Raw genomic sequence first — 22930 nt, 5'->3', positions numbered from 1 at the left:
GAGGGAAGGCACATGGCGGAACGCACCGTCGTCATCGGGTCGGCGCAGGGCCTGCACGCCCGTCCGGCCAAGATCTTCGTGCAGGAGGCGGCACGGCAGCCCGTGCCGGTGCACATCAGCGCGGGCGGCAAGGCGCCCGTCCCGGCCGCCAGCATCCTGGCGGTGCTGGCGCTCGGCGCGCGCCAGGGCGACGAGGTGACGCTGAGCGCCGAGGACGGCGAGCAGGGCGAGCGGGCGCTGGAGGAGCTGGCCGCCCTCATCGAACGGGACCTGGACGCCGAGGAGCCCGAGCCCGAGCGGACCTGACCCGTAGGACAGAGCCGACCCGTAAGACAATGGTCGCCGTCATGACCACAGCGGGAGCAGGTGACCTCACCCCCATGTACGCCGAGGAACGGCAGCAGGCGATCCTGGAGCTGGCGCGCGCCGAAGGCCGCGTCGACGTGGTGGCGCTGGCCGAGCGGTTCTCGGTGACCACCGAGACGATCCGGCGCGACCTGACCGTGCTGGAGCGGGCCGGCACGCTGCGCCGGGTGCACGGCGGAGCGATCCCGGTGGAGCGGCTGGGCTTCGAGCCCGCGCTGGCCGCCAGGGACGCGGTGCTGACCGAGGAGAAGGAGCGGATCGCCAAGGCGGCGCTGGCCGAGCTGCCCGCCGAGGGCTCGGTGATCATCGATGCGGGCACCACCACCGCCCGGCTGGTGCGGCTGCTGCCCGCCGACCGCGAGCTGACGGTGATCGTCAACTCGCCGCCGCACGCCACCGCGCTGGCCGCGCAGTCCAACCTCAACGTCATCATGCTGGGCGGCCGGGTGCGGCCGCGCACGCTGGCCACGGTGGACGACTGGGTGCTGCGCCCGCTGGCCGACCTGTGGGCGGACGTGGCGTTCATGGCCACCAACGGCTGCTCGGCGGCGCACGGGCTCACCACCTCCGACCAGGCCGAGGCCGCGGTGAAGCGGGCGATGATCGCCTCGTCCCGGCGGCGGGTGCTGCTGGCCGACCGCACCAAGATCGGAAACGACAATCTGGTGCGGTTCGCCGCGCTGTCGGAGATCGACGTGCTGATCACCGACACCGGCCTGGACACCGAGGCGGCCGCCGAACTGGCCGCCGCGGGCCCGGAGGTCGTGCGGGCCTGACCCCGCCGTGCGACCGGGCGGGACGCCGGATGTACCGTTGATCCGGTTTGCGGAGTCCGCCGGCCGGCGGCGCGGGAGGCAGCGGATGAGCGAGGAGTCCCCACCCCGGATCGTGCGGCTGCTCGACCTGCGGCCGCTGGACGAGGACACCTACCTGGGGGCGGAGGTCGCCGGGCTCGCCCGGGTCCGCCTGTTCGGCGGCCAGGTGGCGGCGCAGAGCCTGCGCGCCGCCTGCCACACGGTCGATCAGGGACGGCTCCCCCACTCGCTGCACGCGTACTTCATCAGGCCGGGCACCTATGAGGAGACGCTGCGGTTCGACGTGGCCCGCACCCGGGACGGGCGCGCGTTCTCCACCCGGCACGTCACCGCCTCCCAGGGCGGCAAGCCGATCTTCGAGATGATCGCCTCCTTCCACGACCCCGAACCGGGCTACGACTGGCAGCCACAGGGACCGCCGGACGTTCCACCGCCCGAGGAGCTGGAGCCGCCGGACTTCCCCGCGTTCATCCGGCACCCCACCGGGTTCGAGATGCGGGCGATGCGGCGGGAACGCGCCGACGGGATCTGGTCCCCGCACCCGTTCTGGATCCGGCACCGGGAGCCGCTGCCCGACGACCCCGCCGTCCACGCGAGCCTCATCGCCTACCTGTCCGACATGGCGCTGGTCAGCGGCGCACGGGCGCCCGGCTCCCCGCGCGAGCTGGCGATGGCCGTCAGCCTGGACCACGCGCTGTGGTTCCACCGCCCCGCCCGGATCGACGACTGGCTGCTGTTCTCGGTCGACCCGGCCACCAACCACGGCGCCCGCGGCCTCGCCCACGGCACCCTGCACACCCGCGACGGAAAACTCGTCGCCTCCATCGCCCAAGAAGCACTTCTGCGGCCCGTTTGATTGCAACCGCGAGCTGCGCTGTGCTTATGGCAGGCGCGAGCTGCGCTCCTCGCCTTGACGGCTCGTCGCTTGTCGCGCCTGCGGCGATCGCTGCATCGCTCCGACTCGCCCAGAGGCTCGCTACGCGATCAGATTCTCGCTTCGCTCGAATCTGCCTTCGGACGCGATCGCAACGCTTGGGCATCGTTCGGGGCTGGGGTTGGGGATTGGGGTGGGTGCGACTGTGCTTATGGCAGGCGCGAGCTGCGCTCCTCGCCTTGACGGCTCGTCGCTTGTCGCGCCTGCGGCGATCGCTGCATCGCTCCGACTCGCCTAGAGGCTCGCTGCGCGATCAGGGTCTCGCTCGCGCTCGCCCCTGCCTTCGGACGCGATCGCAGCGTTTGGGCGTCGTTCGGGGCTGGGGTTGGGGGTTGAGGTAGTTGAGAAGGGCTTTTGTGGCGGGTGCGAGCTGCGCTCCTCGACTGGGGACTCGCTATGCGGGTGTGTTGGCGGGGCTTGAGGTCGACGGCGGGACGGCTAGGGCGTCGCCGTGTTGGGACGCTCTGCGGGTCTCCTCCAGTAGTACGGCGCGGACGCGACGTGCGTCTTCGGCCAGCCTGCCGAGTTCCTCGCGGGCCAGGTCGTCCCGGACGGTGGCGGCCAGCAGCTCGCGGTAGCGCTCGTTCCGTTCGGGGAGGCGCTGGACGGCCTGCCATTCCCGGTACGCCTCGTCCAGCTCCAGCGTCCGCCGCGCGTACGTTTCCAGCGCCTCGACGCGGGCGGTGACCGAGCCGACCGAGGCGTCCAGGGCGCGGCGCTGCGGCACCATCAGCGCCCGCAGCCGCGGGGACGGGTGCTCGGGCAGCCGCTTCTCCTGGTCGCGGCGCAGCCGGGTGTGCTCGGCCAGCGTGGAGGCGATCGCCCATTCCTCGCGGGACAGCGCCGCCGGGCCGCCGGCGTCGTCCAGGAGACCGGCGCGGTGCGAGACCGAGCCCAGCACCGCGTCGCAGGCCCGCTGCGCCCGCAGCAGCAGCCGGGTCGCCACCCGGTCGAAGTCGCCGGGCAGCAGGTAACGGCCGTGATGCACGCGGGCGGCGCGGGCGGCGGCAGGCTCCCGCAGACGGCGCACGGCGGCGACGGCCCAGCAGGTGAAGCTGGCCAGGGCCAGCAGCGCGGCCACCTCCCCCAGCCGCAGCAGGATCAGCGAGATCTGCAGCGCCGGCGTGATCATCATGGCGGCCACCGCCGTGCCGCCCCACCGGAACACCCCGTCGACCAGGTCGTCCTCCTCCTCGTCCGGGGCCAGGAGGCACAGCCGAATCCAGCCGCCGGGCAGCACGCCGTAGAAGAAGGCGACCATGGGGACCCACAGGGCGCGGCCGATCAGCGCGGCGGGCCGGAGCCGGGGCGGGGACGGGGCGGGGAGATGGGCCGCGACCAGCCTTTCCGGCGCGGCGGCCAGGAGGGCGCGGTCCTCACGGGGGATCTCGGGGTCGAACACCGGCCGGGGATGCCTGTCGTCGGTCATGGGAACTCCCACCGCTCGCGATGCGAACATGACAACCCGCCGGCCCTTCCATCGCGGTCAGTCCTGGAGCTCGGCCCAGACCTCCCGGTCCCGCTCGGGCGTCCACACGCGGGGCCGCTCGACGCCGTCCAGCTCGTCCCAGAGCCGGGAGACGTCGAACGGGAGGCAGTGCTCGAAGATGGGCCAGCGGCCGTAGTCGGGGGCGAGGGCGGCGTGCACGGCGGCGAAGGCGTCCTTGAGGGTGCCTCCGCCGTCCCTGACCTCCCGTACCTCGCCGATCATCACCTCCAGGAAGCGCCGGGTCTGCGCGATGGCGTCGCGCACCGCCTCCCGGCCGTGCGCGACGGCGCCGCGCCCGCCGACCAGGGTCCGGGCGCCGAACGACTCGACCTGGTCGAGGGTGCCCGACACCCACTCCTGGTGGAAGGCGTCGCCGGTGTAGAGGGCGGCCCGGGTCTCCACCAGGTCGCCGGCGAACAGGATGTGCTGCCGGGGCAGCCACGCCACGATGTCGCCCTCGGTGTGGCCGCGCCCGCAGTACGCCAGGTCGAGGTCGCCGCGGTCGCCGCCCAGGTCGATGGTGAGGGTGCTGGAGAAGGTGACGTTCGGCCAGGTGAGACCGGGGATGCCCGCGGGCTCCTCGAACAGCCGGGGCATCCGGGCGTACTCCGACTCCCAGTCCTCCTTGCCGCGCTCGCGGATCAGGGCGGCGGTGCGGTCGTGCGCGATGATCGTGGCGTCCCCGAACGCGGCGGCCCCCAGCGTTCGCACCGCGTGGTAGTGGGACAGCACCAGGTACTTGACCGGCTTGGCGGTGTGCTCGCGGAGCCTGGCGAGCCACCGGCGGGCCGCGGCCGGGGTGGCGAGGGCCTCGAAGCAGACCAGGAAGTCCTCGCCCTCGATCGCGCCGACGTTCGGGTCGCCCTCGGCCGTGAGGGCGTAAACCCCGTCGGCGAGCACCTCGAGGGTCTGCTCCTTCTCCGCCAGGTCGGCGGAGGACGCGAACGGCCTGGGCATCGGTCGCCCCCTCGGAACTCGCGGCGGACATACCACAACCAATCATTCCCACTCGTCCACCCCCGGCAATCCCGCGTGAGAAAGATCAGGGGCGGGGAAATGATGCCAGGGTGACCGTCGCGCTGGGCCTGCTGGCCGTGCTGCTGCTGACGGCGGCGACCGGCTGGTTCGTCGCCCAGGAGTTCGCCTTCGTCACCGCGGACAGGCCGGAGCTGGAGCGGCAGGCCAGGGAGGGCGACCGGAGGGCGGCGCGGGCGGTGCGCGTGATGGAGCGCGTGTCGTTCATGCTGTCCGGCGCCCAGCTCGGCATCACCGCGACCGCCCTGGTGGTGGGGTTCGTCGCCGAGCCCGCGCTGGGCGGGCTGGTCGCGCCGCCGCTGGAGGCGGCGGGGATGTCGCCCGGCGCGGTCACGGGGATCTCGGTGGCGGCCGGGTTCGCGATCGCCACGATCATCCAGATGGTGCTGGGCGAGCTGTTCCCCAAGAACCTGGCGCTGGCCAAGGCCGACCCGCTGGCCAAGGCGCTGGCCGGCTCCACACTGACGTACCTGTCGGTGGCCTCCCCGGTGATCAGGCTGTTCGACGCCTCCGCCGCGGGGCTGCTGCGGCTGGCCGGGATCGAGCCGGTCGAGGAGCTGCACCACGGCGCCACGCTGGAGGAGCTGGGCCACATCATCGGGGAGTCCGGCGCGGAGCTGCGGGCGGATCAGGCGGACCTGCTGGGGCGCGCGCTGATGTTCTCCGACCGGACGGCCGGCGAGGTGATGGTGCCCCGTGTGGACGTGATCACCGTCCCGCAGACGGCGCGGGCGGGCGAGCTGACCGAGGTCATCACCGCGCACGGCCACACCCGCTACCCCGTGGTCGGCGACAGCGTGGACGACGTCGTCGGGGTGGTCGGGCTCGACCAGCTCGTCCGGCTGTCCCCGCGGGAGGCCGACCGCACGACGGTGCGCGAGCTCGCCCGTCCGGCGCCGCTGGTGCCCGACACGCTGCCGCTGCCGGACGTGGTGGCGCGGCTCAGCGGCGACGGCGGCTCGCTGGCCTGCGTGGTGGACGAGTACGGCGGCTTCGCCGGCCTCATCGCCTGGGAGGACGTGGCAGAGGAACTGGTCGGGGAGATCGCCGACGAGAACGAGGTGAGCGAGGAGCAGGCGGTGCGGCGCGGCGACTGGTGGACCGTCGACGCGGGCCTGCGGGTGGACGAGGTCGAGCACGAGACCGGCATCGCCCTGCCCGAGGGCGACTACGAGACGGTCGCCGGGCTGCTGCACAGCCGGCTCGGCCGCATCGCCGAGCCCGGTGACGTGGTCTCGGTCGACCTGGCGCCGCACCGGCCGGGCGAGCCGCCGCTGCGGGCGGTGATCGAGGTGCTGTCCATCAAGCGGCACGTGCCCGAGCTGATCCGGATGCGGACGGTGGCCGGCGAGCACTCTCCGGACGAGCGGGGCGGGTGACGGGCGGATGGACCTGACCACCGCGCTGCTGGTGACGTTCGCGCTGCTGGTCCTCAACGGCTTCTTCGTCGCCTCGGAGTTCGCGCTGGTGGCGGCCAGGCGCCCGCGGCTCGAACGGGCCGCGGCCCGGGGCAGCAGGACCGCCGCCTCGGCGGTGGCGGGGATCTCCGAGCTGTCGCTGATGCTGGCGGGCGCCCAGCTCGGCATCACGATGAGCTCGCTGGGGCTCGGCCTGGTGTCCGAACCGGTGATCGCGCACACGCTGACCCCGCTGTTCCACTCCGCGGGGCTGCCGGACTCCGCCGCGCACGCGCTGGCGTTCGTGCTGGCCCTGGGACTGGTGACGTTCCTGCACACGGTGGTGGGCGAGATGGCGCCCAAGTCGTGGGCGATCATCATGCCGGAGCGGTCGGCGATGATCCTGGCGGTGCCGTTCCGCGCGTTCACCCGGGCGGTGCGGCCGGTGCTGGCGGGCCTGAACGCGATCACCAACCTGCTGCTGCGGCTGGTGCGGGTGTCGCCCCGGGACGCGGTCGGCGTGTCCCGCACCCCCGAGCAGTTGCGCAGCCTGGTGCTGGAGTCGCGGCGGCTCGGGCTGATCGCGGAGAGCGACCTGCACCTGCTCACCGCCGCGCTGGACGCGCCGAAGACCCCCTTGACCGGCCTGGTCGTGCCGGAGGGACGCATCGTCACGGTGTCGCCGTCCGCCGCGCCGGCGGAGATCGTGGAGACCGCGGCGCGCACGGGCAGGCTGCGGCTGATGGTGCGCGGCGCGGCGCGGGGCGGGTCCCCGCGCATGGTGCACGTCCGCGACGCCTACCTGGCCAGGGCGCGGGGCATGCCCACGACGGCACGCGAGCTGTCGCACCCGGTGCCGGTCATCCCGGCGGGCGCGCCGGTCACCGACGCGGTGGCGATCCTGCGCGAGCGGCGCAGCCACCTGGGCCTGGTACGGCACGCCGACGGCAGGATCGCGGGCCTGGTCGAGCTGGACACCCTGGTCAGCACGCTGCTGACCCCCGCCTGAGCCGCGTCCCGACCTCGCATCTGTCAACTCATGTTGACACGGCCCTGATGTCAACCTACATCTGCGCGAGCTGTCCGAGCGGTTGGAGGCCCTGCGGGTCGCCTCCGCGCGGGAGCAGGGCTGGTCCTGGCAGGAGATCGCGGTCTGTCTCGGTGTGAGCCGCCAGGCCGTCCACAAGAAGCACGGCGGCGGCCGGTCCCTTCTCAACAGGGAAAGGTGAAAGGATGTTCGAGCGCTTCACCAAGGAGGCGAGGTTCGCGGTCGTCCAAGGCGGATAGCCGAAGGCGATCACGACGAAAGCGGCCTGACCGGCCTATTTTGGGGGGCATGACCGACTTGGTGGACGCCCTCCAGCGGCGCATCCCGGCCGACCGCATCGCCACCGATCCCGACGTGATCTCCGCCTACGCGCATGACGAGGCGGCATGGGCACCGTACGGAACACCCGCCGCGCTGGTCCGCGCCGGCTCCACCGAAGAGGTGCGGGCACTGGTCGAGGTCTGCGCCGCGCGGGGCGTGCCGATCGTCCCGCGCGGCGCGGGCACCGGCCTCTCCGGCGGCGCCAACGCCCTGGACGGCTGCGTGCTGCTGTCCCTGGAGCGGATGAACGAGATCGTCGAGATCGACCCGCACGAGCGCCTGGCGGTCGTGCAACCGGGCGTGGTCAACGACGACCTGCGCGCCGAGGCCGCCCGGCACGGCCTGTGGTACCCGCCGGACCCCGCCAGCGCGCCCTGGTCCACCATCGGCGGCAACGTGGCCACCAACGCCGGCGGCGTGTGCTGCGTGAAGTACGGCGTCACCCGCGACTACGTGCTGGCCGTCGAGGCGGTCGTCGGGCGCGGCGAGGTGGTGCGCCTCGGGCGGCGCACCGCCAAGGGGGTCGTCGGATACGACCTGTGCGGCCTGATGGTCGGCTCCGAGGGCACCCTGGGCGTCATCACCGAGATCACCGTCCGCCTGCGCGGCGCCCGCCCGCCCGAACGCACGATCGTGGGCTACTTCGACACCCTGCACGCGGCGGGTGAGGCCGTCAGCGCGGTCACCGCCGCCGGGATCGTGCCCAGCGCGCTGGAGCTGATCGACCGCTACTGCCTCCAGGCGGTGGACGCCTGGAAGAACATGGGCCTGTCCGCGGACGCCGACGTCCTGCTGCTGGCCCGAAGCGACACCGCCGACGACGCCGAGGCGGACGCGATCGTGCGCTGTTTCAAGGACGCCGGGGCCACCTGGAGCGCCCGCTCCACCGACGAGGAGGAGGCCGAGGCCCTGTTCGCGGCGCGCCGCCTGGCCTACCCGGCCCTGGAACGGCTCGGGCCGGTGCTGACCGAGGACGTCTGCGTGCCGCGCTCCCTGGTGCCGGAGATGCTGACCCGCATCGAGCGCGCCGCCAGGGACAACGACACCCACATCGCCAACATCGCGCATGCGGGCGACGGCAACCTGCATCCGCTGATCATCGGCGTTCCCGGTGACGAGGCCGCCCGCGAGCGCGCCGAGCGCGCCTTCGACCGGATCGTGGACGACGCGATCGCCCTGGGCGGCACGGTCACCGGCGAGCACGGCGTCGGCCTGCTCAAGCGCCGCGGCCTGCACGCGGAGCTCGACCCGGCCGTCGTCGCCCTCCACCACGGCGTCAAGCGGGCGCTCGACCCCGCCGGGATCTTCAACCCCGGGAAGGTCTTCGGCGAACCCTGACGGCCGCATGGCGCCGCCTTCCTCGGGTAGGGGCGATCCCACACCCACTTGTGAGGGGGGCGCACATGCACGTCGTGGTCGTCGGGGCGACCGGGAACGTGGGGACCAGCACCGCGCAGGCGCTGGCCGCCGATCCGAAGGTGACATCGGTCCTGGGACTGGCCCGCCGGGAGCCCCGGTTGGAGATCGACAAGGTCCGGTGGGAACGGGCCGACGTGAACGACACCGACCTGGTCTCGCACTTCCGTGGCGCGGACGCGGTCGTCCACCTGTCCTGGCTGTTCCAGCCGACCCGCTCCCCCGCGGTGACCTGGCGCACGAACGTGCTGGGCAGCGCCCGGGTGTTCCTCGCCGTCGCCGAGGCGGGCGTCCCGTGCCTGGTGTACTCCTCCTCGGTGGGGGCGTACTCTCCGGGACCCAAGGACCGCGCCGTGGACGAGGAGTGGCCCACGCACGGCTGGCCCGGCGCCGCCTACAGCCGTGAGAAGGCGTACGTGGAGCGGCTCCTGGACGGTTTCGAGTCCGATCACCCGGACTGCCGCGTGGTACGGCTGCGCCCGGGGTTCATGTTCAAGCGGGAGGCGGCCCACGAGCAGCGGCGCCTGTTCGGCGGGCCGTTCCTGCCGGGCAGGCTGGTGCAGCCGGGGCGGCTGCCGTTCGTCCCGGCGATACCGGGGCTGCGGTTCCAGGCGCTGCACACCGCGGACGCGGGCGACGCGTTCCGCCGCGCGGTCACGAACGAGCGGGCCCGCGGACCGATCAACATCGCGGCCGAGCCGCCGATCGGCCCGGAGGAGCTGGCCCGGCTGATGGGCGCCCGGCCGATCAGCGTGCCTCCCCTGGCCGCGCACAGCGCGCTGCGCGTGGCCTGGAGCCTGGGGCTGGTGCCGGCCTCGGCGGAACTGCTGGACCTGGCCCTGCACGTTCCGATCATGGACACCTCGCGCGCCCGGGAGGAGCTGGGCTGGACCCCCGCCCACAGCGGAACCGAGGCGATGGGCGAGTTCTTCGAGGGGCTGCGCACGGGCGCGGACCTGGAGACCCCGCCGCTGTCCCAGGCCACCAGCGGCCCGATGCGGCTGCGGGAACTGGTCACCGGCGTCGGCCGCCGCCCCTAGGCCCCTTCCCTAGACCCCTCCGGCCGGGGTCACGGTGAAGCGGCGCAGGCGCAGGGCGGGGTTCTTGTCGCGGACCTCGGTGACGCGGTCGGGCGAGACCTCGCCGGACGCGATGCCCGTCCCCTCCCCGAGCGAGGCCACGACCACGCCCATCGGGTCGGCGAGCAGGCTGTTGCCCGCGCCCATCGGGGCGCTCTGCCCGGCCGCGGCGACGTAGATCGTGTTCTCGATGGCGCGCGCCCGGACCAGGGTGCGCCAGTGGTCCTCCTTCAGCGGCCCCGGCACCCAGGCGGCGGGCAGCGCCAGCAGGTCGGCGCCCGCGTCCACCAGCATCCGGGTCACCTCGGGGAACCGCACGTCGTAGCAGGTCTGCATGCCGACGGTGACCCCGCCGACGGCGAAGGTCTCCGGCGTGCCGATGTCCCCGGCGCGCACCACGTCCGACTCCTTGTAGCCGAACGCGTCGTACAGATGAAGCTTGCGATAGGTGGCCACGATCGCGCCGGACGGGTCGATCGCCACGAGGGTGTTGGACATGCGTCCCGGCTCGTCGTCCAGCCGCTCGTTCACCCCCGCGACGACGTGCACGCCGTGCCGGGAGGCCAGCTCCGCCAGCCCCCGCACGAACGGGCCGTCCAGCGGCTCGGCGGACGTGACGAACCGCTCGTCCATCGTCGGCGCGATGAACATCGCGTATTCGGGGAGCACCACCAGCCGCGCCCCGCGCCCGGCCGCGTCGGCGACCAGCTTCGCGGCCTCCGCAAGGTTCCGCTCCTTGTCCTCTGAGGACGCGAACTGCGCCACGGCGACCTGGACCATCTGCGCCTCCCCATGACGGCGGCAACCGGCGGGTATACCCTTCCGACCCTACTGGTGCCCCTCGCCCCCACCGAGTCCCCGGCCCCACCGAGTCCCCGGCCCTACCGAGTCCCCGGCCCTACCGAGTCCCCGGCCCTACCGAGTCCCCGGCCCTACCGAGTCCCCGGCCCCGCCGATCTCAGAGCCGGTCGACGGAGACGACCTTGATGACGGCCTCGCCGGCCTCGTCCGAGCCGGCCAGGTCGACCTCGGCGGTGATGCCCCAGTCGCGGTGGCCCTCCGGATCGTCGAAGACCTGGCGGACGCGCCACAGCGCGTCCTCGGGGACCTCCTCGATGAGCAGCAGCCGGGGGCCGCGCGCGTCCGGGCCGGTGTTGAGGTCGTCGTGCTCGTCCCAGTACGCGGCCATGGCCTCCCGCCAGCCGTCCTCGCCGAGGCCGGGGTCGAGCTCGCCCAGTTCGGCGTAGCGCTCCAGCGCGGCCAGCTCCACGCGGCGGAACATCGCGTTGCGCACCAGCACCCGGAACGCACGGGCGTTCGCGGTGACCTTGGTGACCCGCTCCTCCAGGGCCTCCTCGAGATCCTCCTCCTCCCGCGGGTTCGCGAGCTGCTCCCACTCGTCCAGCAGGCTGGAGTCGACCTGGCGGACCAGCTCGCCCAGCCACTCGATCAGATCGATCAGATCGTCGTTCTTGATCGAGTCCGGGACGGTCTGCTGCAGCGCCCGGTACGCGCCCGACAGGTACCGCAGGACCAGGCCCTCGGCGCGCGCCAGCTCGTAGAAGGCGATGTACTCGGTGAACGTCATCGCCCGCTCGTACAGGTCGCGCGCCACCGACTTGGGACGCAGCGGGTGGTCGCCGACCCACGGGTGCCCGGCGCGGTAGATCTCGTAGGCGGCCTCCAGCTCCTCCTCGAGGGGCTTGGGGTAGTCGACGTCCTGGAGCAGCTCCATGCGCTCCTCGTACTCGATGCCCTCGGCCTTCATCTCCTGGACGGCCTCGCCCTTAGCCCGATTGAGCTGGGCGGCCAGGATCTGCCTGGGGTCGTCCAGCGTCGCCTCGATCACCGACAGGATGTCCAGCGCGTAGGTGGGCGAGGAGGGGTCCAGCACCTCGAAGGCGGCCAGCGCGAAGGTGGACAGCGGCTGGTTGAGCGCGAAGTCCTCCTGGAGGTCCACGGTGAGGCGGGCGTAACGGCCCTGCTCGTCCGGCTCGTCCAGGGTCTCGACCACGCCGCCGGCCAGCAGGGACCGGTAGATCGCGATGGCCCGGGAGATGTGCCTGCGGCGCGCGGCCGGCTCCTCGTGGTTGTCGGTGAGCAGCCGCTTCATCGCCTGGAACGCGTTGCCGGGACGGGCGATCACCGACAGCAGCATGGCGTGGCTGACCTGGAACCGGGACTTGAGCATCTCCGGCTCGGCCGCCTGAAGCTTGCGGAAGGTGTCCTCGTCCCAGCCGACGAAGCCCTCCGGCGGCTTGCGGCGCTGCACCTTGCGCCGCTTCTTCGGGTCGTCGCCCGCCTTGGCCAGCGCCTTCTCGTTCTCCACCACATGCTCGGGGGCCTGCGCGACCACGTACCCGACGACGTCGAACCCGGCCCGGCCCGCGCGCCCGGCGATCTGGTGGAACTCGCGGGCCCGCAGCCGCCGCACCCGGTGCCCGTCGTACTTGCTGAGCGCGGTGAACACCACGGTGCGGATCGGGACGTTCACGCCGACGCCGAGGGTGTCGGTGCCGCAGATGACCTTGAGCAGCCCGGCCTGCGCGAGCCGTTCCACCAGCCGCCGGTACTTCGGCAGCATCCCCGCGTGGTGGACGCCGATGCCGTGCCGGACGAACCGCGACAGGTTGCGGCCGAACCGGGTGGTGAACCGGAAGCCGCCGATCAGCTCGGCGATCCTGGCCTTCTCCTCCTTGGTGCACACGTTGATGCTCATCAGCGCCTGCGCCCGTTCCATCGCGGCGGCCTGCGTGAAGTGCACCAGGTAGATCGGGGCCTTCTGCTCGCCGAGCAGTTCCTCGACGGTCTCGTGCAGCGGCGTGACCCGGTAGTCGTACTTCAGCGGGACGGGCCGTTCCGCCGAGGTCACCACGGCGGTCGGGCGGCCGGTGCGGCGGGTGAGGTCCTTCTCGAAGAAGGTGACGTCGCCCAGCGTCGCCGACATCAGCAGGAACTGGCACTGCGGCAGCTCCAGCAGGGGGATCTGCCAGGCCCAGCCGCGCTCGGGCTCGGCGTAGAAGTGGAACTCGTCCATCACCACCACGCCGATGTCGGCGTCGGCGCCGTCCCGCAGCGCGATGTTGGCCAGCACCTCGGCGGTGCAGCAGATGATCGGGGCGTCGGCGTTGACGCTGGCGTCGCCGGTCATCATCCCGACGTTCTCGCGGCCGAACATCTCGCACAGGTCGAAGAACTTCTCCGACACCAGCGCCTTGATCGGCGCGGTGTAGAAGCCGACCTGGTCCCGTCCCAGCGCGGCGAACAGCGCCCCGGCGGCCACCAGGCTCTTGCCCGACCCGGTCGGGGTGGACAGGATCACGTTGGCCCCGGACACGACCTCGATCAGCGCCTCCTCCTGCGCCGGGTACAGCGTGATGCCGCGCCCGGACACCCATCGCTCGAACGACTCGTACAGCGAGTCGGCGTCGACGGCGTCGGCGGAGGGAAGCTGATCGATGAGAGAGGTCACCCTTCCATCCTGCCCTCCGCCGGGCACTGCCCGCGCCGGGGAGCGGCCCGCCCCAGGGGCCTAAGCCTCGACCTCGGTCCGGTCACCACCCCACAGGGTGTGGTACGAGCCGTCCCGGTCGGTGCGGCGGTAGGTGTGGGCGCCGAAGAAGTCCCGCTGGCCCTGGGTGAGGGACGCGGGCAGGCGCTGCGTCCGGAGCGAGTCGTAGTAGGCCAGGGCGGTGGAGAAACCGGGCGCGGGGATGCCGAGGCGGGCGGAGGTGGCGACGACCTCGCGCCAGGCGTCCTGGGCCTCGCCGAGGGCCTCGGCGAAGTGGTCGTCGGTGAGGAGCGTCGGGGTGTGCGGGTCGGCCTCGTACGCGGCGCGGATGCGGTCCAGGAAGCGGGCGCGGATGATGCAGCCGCCGCGCCAGATGGTGGCCATCGCGCCCGGGTCGATGTCCCAGCCGTACTCGGCGCTGCCGGCCTGGATCTGGTGGAAGCCCTGCGCATAGGCGACGATCTTGGAGGCGTACAGGGCCCGTTCGACCGCGTCCGCGAACTCCGAGCCCGCCGCCGTGGACCGCTCGGGCCCCGGCAGCCCCTGGGCGGCCTCGCGCAGCGCGGCGTGGCCCGACACCGACCGGGCGAACACGGCCTCGGCGATCCCGCCGACCGGGACGCCCAGGTCGAGGGCGGACTGGACGGTCCAGCGGCCGGTGCCCTTCTGCTCGGCCTGGTCCAGGACGACGTCCACGAACGGGCGCCCGGTGGCGGCGTCGGTGTGCGCCAGGACCTCGGCGGTGATCTCGATCAGATACGACTCCAGCCGGCCGGTGTTCCAGGTGCGGAAGACCTCGGCGATCTCGGCCGGGGACAGGCCGGCCGCGTGCCGCAGCAGGTCGTAGGACTCGGCGATCAGCTGCATGTCGGCGTACTCGATGCCGTTGTGCACCATCTTCACGAAGTGGCCGGCGCCGTCGGGACCGACGTGGACGCAGCACGGCGTCCCGTCCACCTTGGCCGCGATGTCCTCCAGCATCGGGGCGAGCGCGGCGTAGGACTCCTCGGACCCGCCCGGCATGATGCTGGGGCCGTGCAGGGCGCCCTCCTCGCCGCCGGAGATGCCGGTGCCGACGAAGTGCAGCCCCCGCTCCCGCAGCGCCGCCTCGCGCCTGCGGGTGTCGGCGAAGTGGGCGTTGCCGCCGTCCACGATCATGTCGCCGGGCTCCAGCAGCGGCGCGAACTCGTCGATCACCGCGTCGGTGGGCGCGCCCGCCTTCACCATGATCACCAGCCGCCGCGGCCGTTCCAGCGACGCGACGAACTCTTCCGGCGTCTCGGCCGGGACGAACGTCCCCTCGTCCCCGAACTCCCCGATCAGCGCCTTGGTACGGGCCGGCGTCCTGTTGTGGACGGCCACGGGATGGCCGTGCCTGGCGAGGTTGCGTGCCAGGTTGCGCCCCATCACCGCCAGCCCGGTCACCCCGATGCGCGCGCTGCCCCTGCCGGCGTTCCCCATAGTCCCTCTCCTCCTCGTCGTCGCCCTACCCGTGTTGTACGCCGCGGAACGCGATCACGTTCGCGGAACCGGCCCACGAAGCCGCCCTCCGCGTGACACCCTGCCCTCCGGGGCCGCGCACCGTCCGGAGCCGCGCCCGTGCCCACGTTTCCGGCAACTCGCGCGGGCATGGCCTTGTTCCGGCCGGGAACGGACCCGATCGTGGAGATCACACGTCCGGCGCCGGGACGCCGTCGAGAAGAGGAGCGATGCTGGGACTTCCGGAGGAGGCACGGGCCTGCCTGTTCGACCTCGACGGGGTGCTGACCCGTACCGCGGCCGTGCACGCCGCCGCGTGGAAGGAGATGTTCGACGGGTTCCTGCGCGCGAGGGCCGAGCGCACGGGCGACACGTTCGTCCCGTTCGACACGGTCAAGGACTACGGCCGGTACGTGGACGGCAAGCGGCGGGAGGACGGGACGCGCTCTTTCCTGGAGTCGCGCGGCATCACCCTGCCCGAGGGCGATCCGGGCGACCCGCCGGAGACCGAGACGATACGGGGACTCGGCAACCGGAAGAACGCGCTGGTCCTCAAGCTGATCGAAGAGAAGGGCGTGGAGACCTTCGAGGGATCCATCGACTACGTGCGGCGGGCGCGGCAGGCGGGGCTGAAGACGGCGGTGGTGTCGTCCAGCAGGAACACCGTCCAGGTCCTGCGCGTCGTCGGCATCACCGACCTCTTCGACGCCCGGGTGGACGGGGTGGTCGCGGCCGAGCGGAACCTGCCGGGCAAACCGGCGCCCGACACGTTCCTCGAGGGGGCGCGGGAACTCGGCGTGGGGCCCGAGCACGCGGTCGTCTTCGAGGACGCCCTCGCTGGCGTCGAGGCCGGCCGGGCCGGCGGGTTCGCGTACGTGGTGGGCGTCAACCGGGTCAACGCCGAGCACGCGGCGGCACTGGCCGAACGGGGCGCGGACGTGGTGGTGGACGACCTCTCCGAGCTGCTGGGGGGTAATAGGTGACGGAGCGGGACCCTCGGAGCGCGACCGACCGGCCCGTGTACGCGGTGGAGCCGTGGTGCGTGCGCGAGCCGGAGCTGCGGCTCGACCGCCTGGCGCAGAGCGAGTCGGTGTTCGCCCTGTCCAACGGGCACCTGGGGCTGCGCGGCAACCTCGACGAAGGCGAGCCGCACGGGCTGCCCGGAAGCTACCTCAACTCGTTCTTCGAGCAGCGCCCGCTGCCGTACGCGGAGGCCGGCTACGGCTACCCGGAGTCCGGCCAGACCGTGATCAACGTGACCAACGGCAAGCTGATCCGGCTGCTGGTCGACGACGAGCCGTTCGACGTCCGGTACGGGCGGCTGCACGCGCACGAGCGGGTACTGGACCTGCGGGCCGGCACGCTGACCCGGACGGTGGAGTGGACCTCGCCCGCCGGATGCCGGGTCAAGATCACCTCCACCCGGCTGGTGTCGCTGACCCAGCGGGCGATCGCGGCGATCTGCTACGACGTCGAGCCGGTCGACCAGTCGCTCCGGGTGGTGGCGCAGTCGGAGCTGGTGGCCAACGAGTCGCTGCCCGACCTGGGCGACGACCCGCGGGTGGCGGCCGCTCTGGAGGCGCCGCTGGTCAGCGAGGAGCACGTGCACAACGGCACCAAGGTCATCCTGGTGCACGCCACCCGCAAGAGCGGGCTGCGGATGGCCGCGGGCATGTCGCACGACATCGAGGGCCCGGGGCGGATGGCGGTGGACGCCGAGAGCTCCCCCGACGTGGGCCGGGTGACCGTGGCGACCGAGCTCGAACCGGGCCAGCGGCTGCGGATCGTGAAGTACCTCGCCTACGGGTGGTCGTCGCAGCGGTCCCGTCCCGCGCTGCACGACCAGGTGGTGGCGGCGCTGGCCGCGGCCCGGCACACCGGCTGGGCGGGACTGCTCAAGCAGCAGCGCGACTACCTGCGCGACTTCTGGCGAGGCGCGGACATCGAGATCGACGGCGACGCGGAGATCCAGCAGGCGACGCGGTTCGGGCTGTTCCACATCCTCCAGGCCGGGGCCCGCGCCGAACGGCGGATGATCCCCGCCAAGGGCCTGACCGGTCCCGGGTATGACGGGCACACGTTCTGGGACACCGAGACCTTCGTCCTGCCGGTGCTGATCTACACCCATCCGGGCTCGGCGGCCGACGCGCTGGCCTGGCGGCACATGACGCTGCCGCTGGCGACCGAACGCGCCCGCCAGCTCGGGCTGGCCGGCGCCGCCTTCCCGTGGCGGACGATCCGCGGGCAGGAGTCGTCGGGGTACTGGCCCGCGGGCACGGCCGCGTTCCATATCAACGCCGACATCGCCGACGCCGTCGTCCGGTACGTCGACGCCACCCAGGACGAGCGCTTCGAGCGCGAGGTGGGGCTGCCGCTGCTGGTGGAGACCGCCCGGCTGTGGCGCGACCTGGGCCACCACGACGTGGAGGGCGTGTTCCGCATCGACGGCGTGACCGGCCCGGACGAGTACAGCGCGGTCGCCGACAACAACGTCTACACCAACCTCATGGCGCGCCGGAACCTCCAGGAGGCCGCGGCGATGGCGATGCGCCATCCGGACCTGGCCGAACGCCTGGGAGTGACCACCGACGAGGCCGCCTCCTGGCGCAACGCGGCCGCGGCCATGCTCGTCCCGTACGACGAACGGCTCGGCGTGCACCCGCAGAGCGAAGGCTTCACCAACCACGCCAAGTGGGACTTCGCCGCGACCAAACCCGAGCACTACCCGCTTCTGCTGAACTTCCCCTACTTCGACCTGTACCGCAAACAGGTCGTCAAGCAGGCCGACCTGGTGCTGGCGATGCACCTGTGCGGGGAGGCGTTCACGGACGAGCAGAAGCGCCGCAACTTCGAGTACTACGAGGCCGTGACCGTGCGCGACTCGTCCCTGTCAGCCCAGAGCCAGGCCGTGATGGCCGCCGAGTGCGGCCATCTCGACCTCGCCCACGACTACCTGGGCGAGACCGCCCTGATGGACCTGCACGACCTGGCCCGCAACACCAAGGACGGCCTCCACATCGCCTCGATGGCCGGGGCGTGGAGCGGCCTGGTCGCCGGTTTCGGCGGGATGCGCGCCTCCAACGGCTGCCTGTCCTTCGCCCCCCGCCTCCCCGGAGGCATCAGCCGCCTGTCCTTCCGCATGCGCTACCGGGGCAGCCGCCTCCGCGTCACCGTCCGCCACGACCACGCCGTCTACGAGCTGCTCGAAGGCCCCGGGCTGAGGCTCCGCCACCACGGCGAGGAGTTCAGCCTGGGCGCCGACGAGCCCGCCAAGCTGCCCATCGAACCCATCCCGCCGCTTCCCCGCCCGGCCCAGCCGCAAGGCCGCGAGCCGCTCCCGCGCCGTACCGACCCGCACCTGCGCGACAACGCCTCCGTCACCGCCGACGGCACGGCCTAGCACCCGGCCGGGGCCTCGCCGGCGCACGGCTGGGCCTGGCCGTCCGGGACGCGGGGGCCGCGGTCGGGCGCGGCCTTCGCGTCCGTGCCCGCAGCAGTGCCCGCCACAGTGCCCGCCGCAGTGCCCGCCGCAGTGTCGCGAGCGGGCTCCACCATGAGGCGCCGCGGCCCGGGGCCCTCGTCGCCCAGGCGGTCGTACGGGTTGGCCAGGGCGCAGGTCTTCAGGGACAGGCAGCCGCAGCCGATGCAGTCGGTGAGGTCGTCGCGGAGGCGTTCCAGTTGCCGGATGCGCTGGTCCAGATGGGCACGCCAGCCCTTGGAGAGGCGCGCCCAGTCCTCCACCGTGGGGGTGCGCTCCTCCGGGAGGGTGGCGAGGGCCTCCTTGATCTCCTTCAGCGGGATGCCGACCCGCTGCGAGATCTTGATGAACGACACCCGGCGCAGCGTGTCGCGGCTGTACCGCCGCTGGTTGCCCGCCGTCCTGCGGCTGCTGATCAGGCCCTTGGACTCGTAGAAGTGCAGCGCGGACACGGCCACCCCGCTGCGCTGGGCGAGCTGCCCGACGGTCAGTTCATGGACCTTGTACTCCAGTCGCGTCATACCCCAACAATAATTGAGGTTTCCGCCGGGCCCGGCCCGCCGCCGTCCGTCGCCCTCCGTCGCCGTCCGTCGGCGACCGGCGCGGGGACGGGCCGGTCCGCCCGCCCCCGCACGTCGTCAGCCCAGGCGGTTCACCAGGGCGTTGTACTCGTCCCACAGCTCCTTGGGCAGGTGGTCGCCGAACTTCTCGAAGAACTCGGGGACCAGCGCGGCCTCCTGCTTCCAGACCTCGGTGTCGACCGAGAGGAGGGTGTCGAGGTCGGCGGGGTCGATCTCCAGCCCCTCGGTGTCGAGGGCCTCCCTGGTCGGCACGTGCCCGATGGGGGTCTTGGCGGCGTCGGCCTTGCCGTTCAGCCGCTCCACGATCCACTTGAGCACGCGGCTGTTCTCGCCGAAGCCGGGCCAGATGAACTTCCCGTCGGCGTTCTTGCGGAACCAGTTGACGTAGTAGATGCGGGGCAGCTTCTCGGCCTCGGTGGACCGGCCGATCTTCAGCCAGTGACCGAAGTAGTCGCCCATGTTGTAGCCGCAGAACGGCAGCATCGCGAACGGGTCGCGGCGCAGCTCGCCGACCGTGCCCTCGGCGGCGGCGGTCTTCTCCGAGGCGACGTTGGCGCCCAGGAACACCCCCTGCTGCCAGTCGAAGGACTCGGTGACCAGCGGGACGGCGGTGGCGCGGCGGCCGCCGAACAGGATCGCCGAGATCGGCACGCCCTTGGGGTCCTCCCACTCGGGCGCGATGATCGGGCACTGGCCGGCAGGGGTGGTGAAGCGGGCGTTGGGATGCGCGGCAGGAGTCTCCGACTCCGGCGTCCAGTCGTTGCCCTTCCAGTCGGTCAGATGCGCGGGCGGCTCCTCGGTGAGGCCCTCCCACCACACGTCGCCGTCATCGGTGAGGGCGACGTTGGTGAAGATGCTGTTGCCCCAGAGCGTCTGCACCGCGTTGGCGTTGGTGGCGGCGCCGGTGCCGGGCGCGACGCCGAAGAACCCGGCCTCGGGGTTGATCGCGTACAGCCGGCCGTCCTCGCCGAACCGCATCCAGGCGATGTCGTCGCCGATCGTCTCGACCTTCCAGCCCGGGATGGTCGGCTGGAGCATGGCCAGGTTGGTCTTGCCGCAGGCGGACGGGAACGCGGCGGCGACGTACCGGGTCTCGCCCTGCGGCGGGGTCAGCTTGAGGATGAGCATGTGCTCGGCCATCCAGCCCTCGTCACGGGCCATGGTCGAGGCGATGCGCAGCGCGTAGCACTTCTTGCCCAGCAGCGCGTTGCCGCCGTACCCGGACCCGTAGGACCAGATCTCCCGGGTCTCGGGGAAGTGCGAGATGTACTTGGTGGAGTTGCACGGCCACGGCACGTCCTTCTGGCCGGGCTCCAGGGGCGCGCCCACGGAGTGGACGCACTTGACGAACGAGCCGCGCTCCTCGATGAGCCGCAGGGCGTCGGTGCCCATCCTGGTCATGATCCGCATCGAGACCGCGACATAGGCCGAGTCGGTGATCTCGACGCCGAGCTGGGAGATGTTACCGCCCAGCGGGCCCATGCAGAACGGGACGACGTACATGGTGCGGCCGCGCATGCAGCCGTCGAAGAGCTCGCCGAAGGTGGCACGCATCTCGGCGGGCGCGATCCAGTTGTTCGTGGGACCCGCGTCGGCCTCATTTTCCGAGCAGATGAACGTGCGGTCCTCTACTCGGGCGACATCGCTGGGATCGGAGGCGGCGTAGAAGCTGTTGGGCCGTTTCTCCGGGTTAAGCCGTTTGAACGTGCCCTGCTCCACCAGGAGCGAGGTGAGCCGCTCCCATTCCGTTTCCGAACCGTCGCACCATTCGACGCGGTCGGGCTTGGTGAGCTCGGCGATCCCGCGGACCCACTCGACCAGTCCGGCGTGACTGGTGGGGGGCTGGTCGGTGGCCGCTGTCGACGACGCGCTGACCTGTTTGGACACGGGCAACTCCTTCAGCTGTTCGCAGGATCTTTGCATCATGAACAAAAACGCACGTGTTTTCCATTTGGTCTGGACCAATCGGCGCCGCTTTAGGGGGTTGCCATGGGTTTTTGTGACTGATATCACCAGTACATCGTCACCGGCGGGGCGGCCGGAGTTTCGCCTGGCGGAGTTCAGGCGGGGTAAACATGGGTTTCGGTGGCCTTCACCGCGGCCCATACCCGGCTGCCTTCGGTCAATTGCAGTTCGGCGACGGCACCGGGCGTGACGTCCGCCGCGGCGGGCAGCGGCGGGCCGTCCAGCCGGACCCGCACCCGGTCCCCGTGCCGTTCGATCGCGGCGACCGTGGCGGGCCACAGGTTACGGGGGCTGCCCTCGGGCCTGGCGCGGTGCAGCGCCACGGCCGAGGGAGCGAAGGTGAGGAAAACATCACCTTCCACACGGTCAACGGTGTCCAGGCGGGCACCGCCGTCGGCCAGCGTGACCGTCCCGCCGGACGCGTGACCGCGGTAAAGGTTCAGGCCGACCAGCCGCGCCACGTACCCGGTCCTGGGCCGCCGCGCCACCTCGGCGGGCTCGCCCTCCTGGACGACCCTCCCGCCTTCCACCACCACCAGCCGGTCGGCCAGCACCATCGCGTCCAGCGGGTCGTGGGTGACCAGGACGGCGGCGCCCTCGAACCCGGCCAGATGGCGGCGCAGCGCGGCCCGGATCTCCAGCCGGGTGTGCGCGTCCAGTGCCGACAGCGGCTCGTCCAGCAGCAGCAGGCGCGGCCGCGGGGCCAGGGCGCGGGCCAGCGCCACGCGCTGCGCCTGCCCGCCCGACAGCGCTCTGGGACGGGCGGAGGCGTGCTCGGCGAGACCGACCCGTTCCAGCCATCCGGCGGCCTCGCGCCGCGCCTCGCGCCGGGGCATCCCCTGGCTGCGCAACCCGAAGGCCACGTTCTCCAGGGTGCTGAGGTGCGGGAACAGCAGGTAGTCCTGGAAGACCATGCCGATCCCCCGCCGCTCGGGCGGCAGCCGATGGATCGCTTCGCCGTCCACCCGGACATGCCCGTCCGCGATCGGCGTGAGCCCGGCCAGGGCGCGCAGCGCGGTGGTCTTGCCCGCCCCGTTCGGCCCGAGCAGCGCCGCCACCTCGCCGGGCGCGACCGCCAGCTCGATGCCGAGCTCGAACGCCCCGCGCCGCACGACCAGCCGCGCCTCCAGCCCGCTCCCCTTCATCGGGCGTCCACCCAACGATCGCGCAGCGCCGCCAGGACCAGCACCGACACGGCCAGCAGCACCAGGCTGAGGACGATCGCGGCCTGCGGGTCGGTCTCCAGCGCGAGGTAGACCGCGAGCGGCATGGTCTGGGTGCGCCCGGGGAAGTTGCCCGCGAACGTGATCGTCGCGCCGAACTCCCCCAGCGCCCGCGCCCAGCACAGGATCGCGCCCGCCGCGATGCCGGGCGCGACCATCGGCAGGGTGACACGGCGGAACGTGGTCCAGCGGGTCGCGCCGAGGGTGGCCGCGGCCTCCTCGTACCGCGCGTCGACGGCGCGCAGCGCGCCCTCCACGCTGATCACCAGGAACGGCATCGCCACGAACGTCTCCGCCAGCACCACACCGGCGGTGGTGAACGGGAGCGTGATGCCGAACGCGGCGTCCAGCCACCGGCCGACCAGCCCGCGCCGTCCCAGCACCAGCAGCAGCGCCACGCCGCCCACCACGGGAGGCAGCACCAGCGGGACGGTGACCAGCGCCCGCACCAGCCGGGCCCCCGGGAACGGCACGCGCGCCAGCAGCCATGCCAGCGGCACCCCGAGGAGCAGGCAGACCACCGTGGCGATCGTGGCGCTGACCAGCGACAGCCGCAGCGCCTCCAGCACCTGCGGCTCGCCCAGCCGCGTCCCCAGCGTCGACCACGGCGCGCGGAACAGCAGCCCGGCCAGCGGCAGGACGAGCAGTGCCAGGCCCGCCATCGCGGGCACCAGCAGGATCCACGGCGGGCGTCGAGGCGGCCGTTCCCGGGCGGTCACCACGTGGCGCGGGCCCCCACGCCTCGAACCCCGCCCGCCGCACTGATCAGGAGCATCGCCACGGACGCAGTCTA

General features: G+C 72.5%; 18 protein-coding genes and 1 pseudogene. 10 read left to right on the top strand and 9 right to left on the bottom strand.

The window, feature by feature from the left end:
* Positions 1–12: 12 nt before the first annotated feature.
* The 3 genes from QSK21_RS06125 to QSK21_RS06115 all read left to right on the top strand — a co-directional run bounded on the left by QSK21_RS06125 (position 13) and on the right by QSK21_RS06115 (position 2037).
* The gene (locus QSK21_RS06125; protein ID WP_285694243.1) at positions 13–306 is read left to right on the top strand and encodes an HPr family phosphocarrier protein; all 294 of its coding nucleotides are present in this window, start codon (positions 13–15) and stop codon (positions 304–306) included.
* A 74-nt stretch (positions 307–380) separates the two neighbouring features.
* On the top strand, positions 381–1142 hold the full coding sequence (locus QSK21_RS06120) for a DeoR/GlpR family DNA-binding transcription regulator (RefSeq protein WP_285694305.1): 762 nt from the start codon (positions 381–383) through the stop codon (positions 1140–1142).
* Between the two features lie 85 nt (positions 1143–1227).
* Positions 1228–2037 (top strand): acyl-CoA thioesterase, encoded by an 810-nt coding sequence (locus QSK21_RS06115; protein ID WP_285694242.1) that lies wholly within the window; start codon positions 1228–1230, stop codon positions 2035–2037.
* A gap of 472 nt (positions 2038–2509) precedes the next feature.
* On the opposite strand, the gene QSK21_RS06110 is transcribed toward QSK21_RS06115, so the two are convergent.
* A complete protein-coding gene (locus QSK21_RS06110; protein ID WP_285694241.1) occupies positions 2510–3544 on the bottom strand; it encodes a hypothetical protein in 1035 nt (344 codons plus the stop codon).
* Positions 3545–3601: 57 nt separating this feature from the next.
* A complete protein-coding gene (locus QSK21_RS06105; protein WP_285694240.1) occupies positions 3602–4561 on the bottom strand; it encodes an MBL fold metallo-hydrolase in 960 nt (319 codons plus the stop codon).
* A 110-nt stretch (positions 4562–4671) separates the two neighbouring features.
* Here QSK21_RS06105 and QSK21_RS06100 point away from each other — a divergent pair, with 110 nt between their 5' ends.
* The 5 genes from QSK21_RS06100 to QSK21_RS06080 all read left to right on the top strand — a co-directional run bounded on the left by QSK21_RS06100 (position 4672) and on the right by QSK21_RS06080 (position 9861).
* Positions 4672–6018, top strand: coding sequence for a hemolysin family protein (locus QSK21_RS06100; protein WP_285694239.1), 1347 nt, complete (start codon positions 4672–4674; stop codon positions 6016–6018).
* A 7-nt stretch (positions 6019–6025) separates the two neighbouring features.
* Entirely contained in the window at positions 6026–7045 is a 1020-nt protein-coding gene (locus tag QSK21_RS06095; RefSeq protein WP_285694238.1) for a hemolysin family protein, read from the top strand.
* An 82-nt stretch (positions 7046–7127) separates the two neighbouring features.
* A complete protein-coding gene (locus tag QSK21_RS06090; protein WP_502871517.1) occupies positions 7128–7265 on the top strand; it encodes a helix-turn-helix domain-containing protein in 138 nt (45 codons plus the stop codon).
* 107 nt (positions 7266–7372) lie between these two features.
* Positions 7373–8743, top strand: a complete 1371-nt coding sequence (locus QSK21_RS06085) for an FAD-binding oxidoreductase (protein ID WP_285694237.1) — start codon at positions 7373–7375, stop codon at positions 8741–8743.
* A 65-nt stretch (positions 8744–8808) separates the two neighbouring features.
* Positions 8809–9861: an NAD-dependent epimerase/dehydratase family protein gene (locus tag QSK21_RS06080; RefSeq protein WP_285694236.1), complete on the top strand. Its 1053-nt coding sequence runs from the start codon at positions 8809–8811 to the stop codon at positions 9859–9861.
* A gap of 9 nt (positions 9862–9870) precedes the next feature.
* On the opposite strand, the gene QSK21_RS06075 is transcribed toward QSK21_RS06080, so the two are convergent.
* The 3 genes from QSK21_RS06075 to gnd all read right to left on the bottom strand — a co-directional run bounded on the left by QSK21_RS06075 (position 9871) and on the right by gnd (position 14872).
* Positions 9871–10680, bottom strand: a complete 810-nt coding sequence (locus QSK21_RS06075; protein ID WP_285694235.1) for a carbon-nitrogen hydrolase family protein — start codon at positions 10678–10680, stop codon at positions 9871–9873.
* 178 nt (positions 10681–10858) lie between these two features.
* The gene (locus QSK21_RS06070) at positions 10859–13372 is read right to left on the bottom strand and encodes a DEAD/DEAH box helicase (protein WP_285694234.1); all 2514 of its coding nucleotides are present in this window, start codon (positions 13370–13372) and stop codon (positions 10859–10861) included.
* Positions 13373–13432: 60 nt separating this feature from the next.
* The gene (gene gnd / locus QSK21_RS06065; RefSeq protein WP_285694233.1) at positions 13433–14872 is read right to left on the bottom strand and encodes an NADP-dependent phosphogluconate dehydrogenase; all 1440 of its coding nucleotides are present in this window, start codon (positions 14870–14872) and stop codon (positions 13433–13435) included.
* Positions 14873–15120: 248 nt separating this feature from the next.
* On the opposite strand from gnd, the gene QSK21_RS06060 reads away from it, so the two are divergent.
* Positions 15121–15873, top strand: a complete 753-nt coding sequence (locus QSK21_RS06060; RefSeq protein WP_285694232.1) for an HAD family hydrolase — start codon at positions 15121–15123, stop codon at positions 15871–15873.
* Positions 15870–18290: a glycoside hydrolase family 65 protein gene (locus QSK21_RS06055; RefSeq protein ID WP_285694231.1), complete on the top strand. Its 2421-nt coding sequence runs from the start codon at positions 15870–15872 to the stop codon at positions 18288–18290. The genes QSK21_RS06060 and QSK21_RS06055 overlap by 4 nt, the downstream gene beginning before the upstream one ends.
* A 131-nt stretch (positions 18291–18421) precedes the next feature.
* On the opposite strand, the pseudogene soxR reads toward QSK21_RS06055, so the two are convergent.
* From soxR to QSK21_RS06035, 4 genes and pseudogenes are all read right to left on the bottom strand, one after another.
* Positions 18422–18889 (bottom strand): annotated as a pseudogene (gene soxR / locus QSK21_RS06050) (redox-sensitive transcriptional activator SoxR); the annotation flags it as partial.
* A gap of 117 nt (positions 18890–19006) precedes the next feature.
* Positions 19007–20836: a phosphoenolpyruvate carboxykinase (GTP) gene (locus tag QSK21_RS06045; RefSeq protein WP_285694230.1), complete on the bottom strand. Its 1830-nt coding sequence runs from the start codon at positions 20834–20836 to the stop codon at positions 19007–19009.
* 173 nt (positions 20837–21009) lie between these two features.
* A complete protein-coding gene (locus QSK21_RS06040; protein WP_285694229.1) occupies positions 21010–22059 on the bottom strand; it encodes an ABC transporter ATP-binding protein in 1050 nt (349 codons plus the stop codon).
* A complete protein-coding gene (locus QSK21_RS06035) occupies positions 22056–22799 on the bottom strand; it encodes an ABC transporter permease (protein WP_285694303.1) in 744 nt (247 codons plus the stop codon). The genes QSK21_RS06040 and QSK21_RS06035 overlap by 4 nt, the downstream gene beginning before the upstream one ends.
* Positions 22800–22930: the final 131 nt, after the last annotated feature.

This window comes from Actinomadura sp. NBRC 104412 (assembly GCF_030269515.1).
In the GTDB taxonomy this organism is placed as follows: domain Bacteria; phylum Actinomycetota; class Actinomycetes; order Streptosporangiales; family Streptosporangiaceae; genus Spirillospora.
Note: the sequence above shows the minus strand (reverse complement) of the source record. Positions and strands in the feature narration are given on the sequence as shown.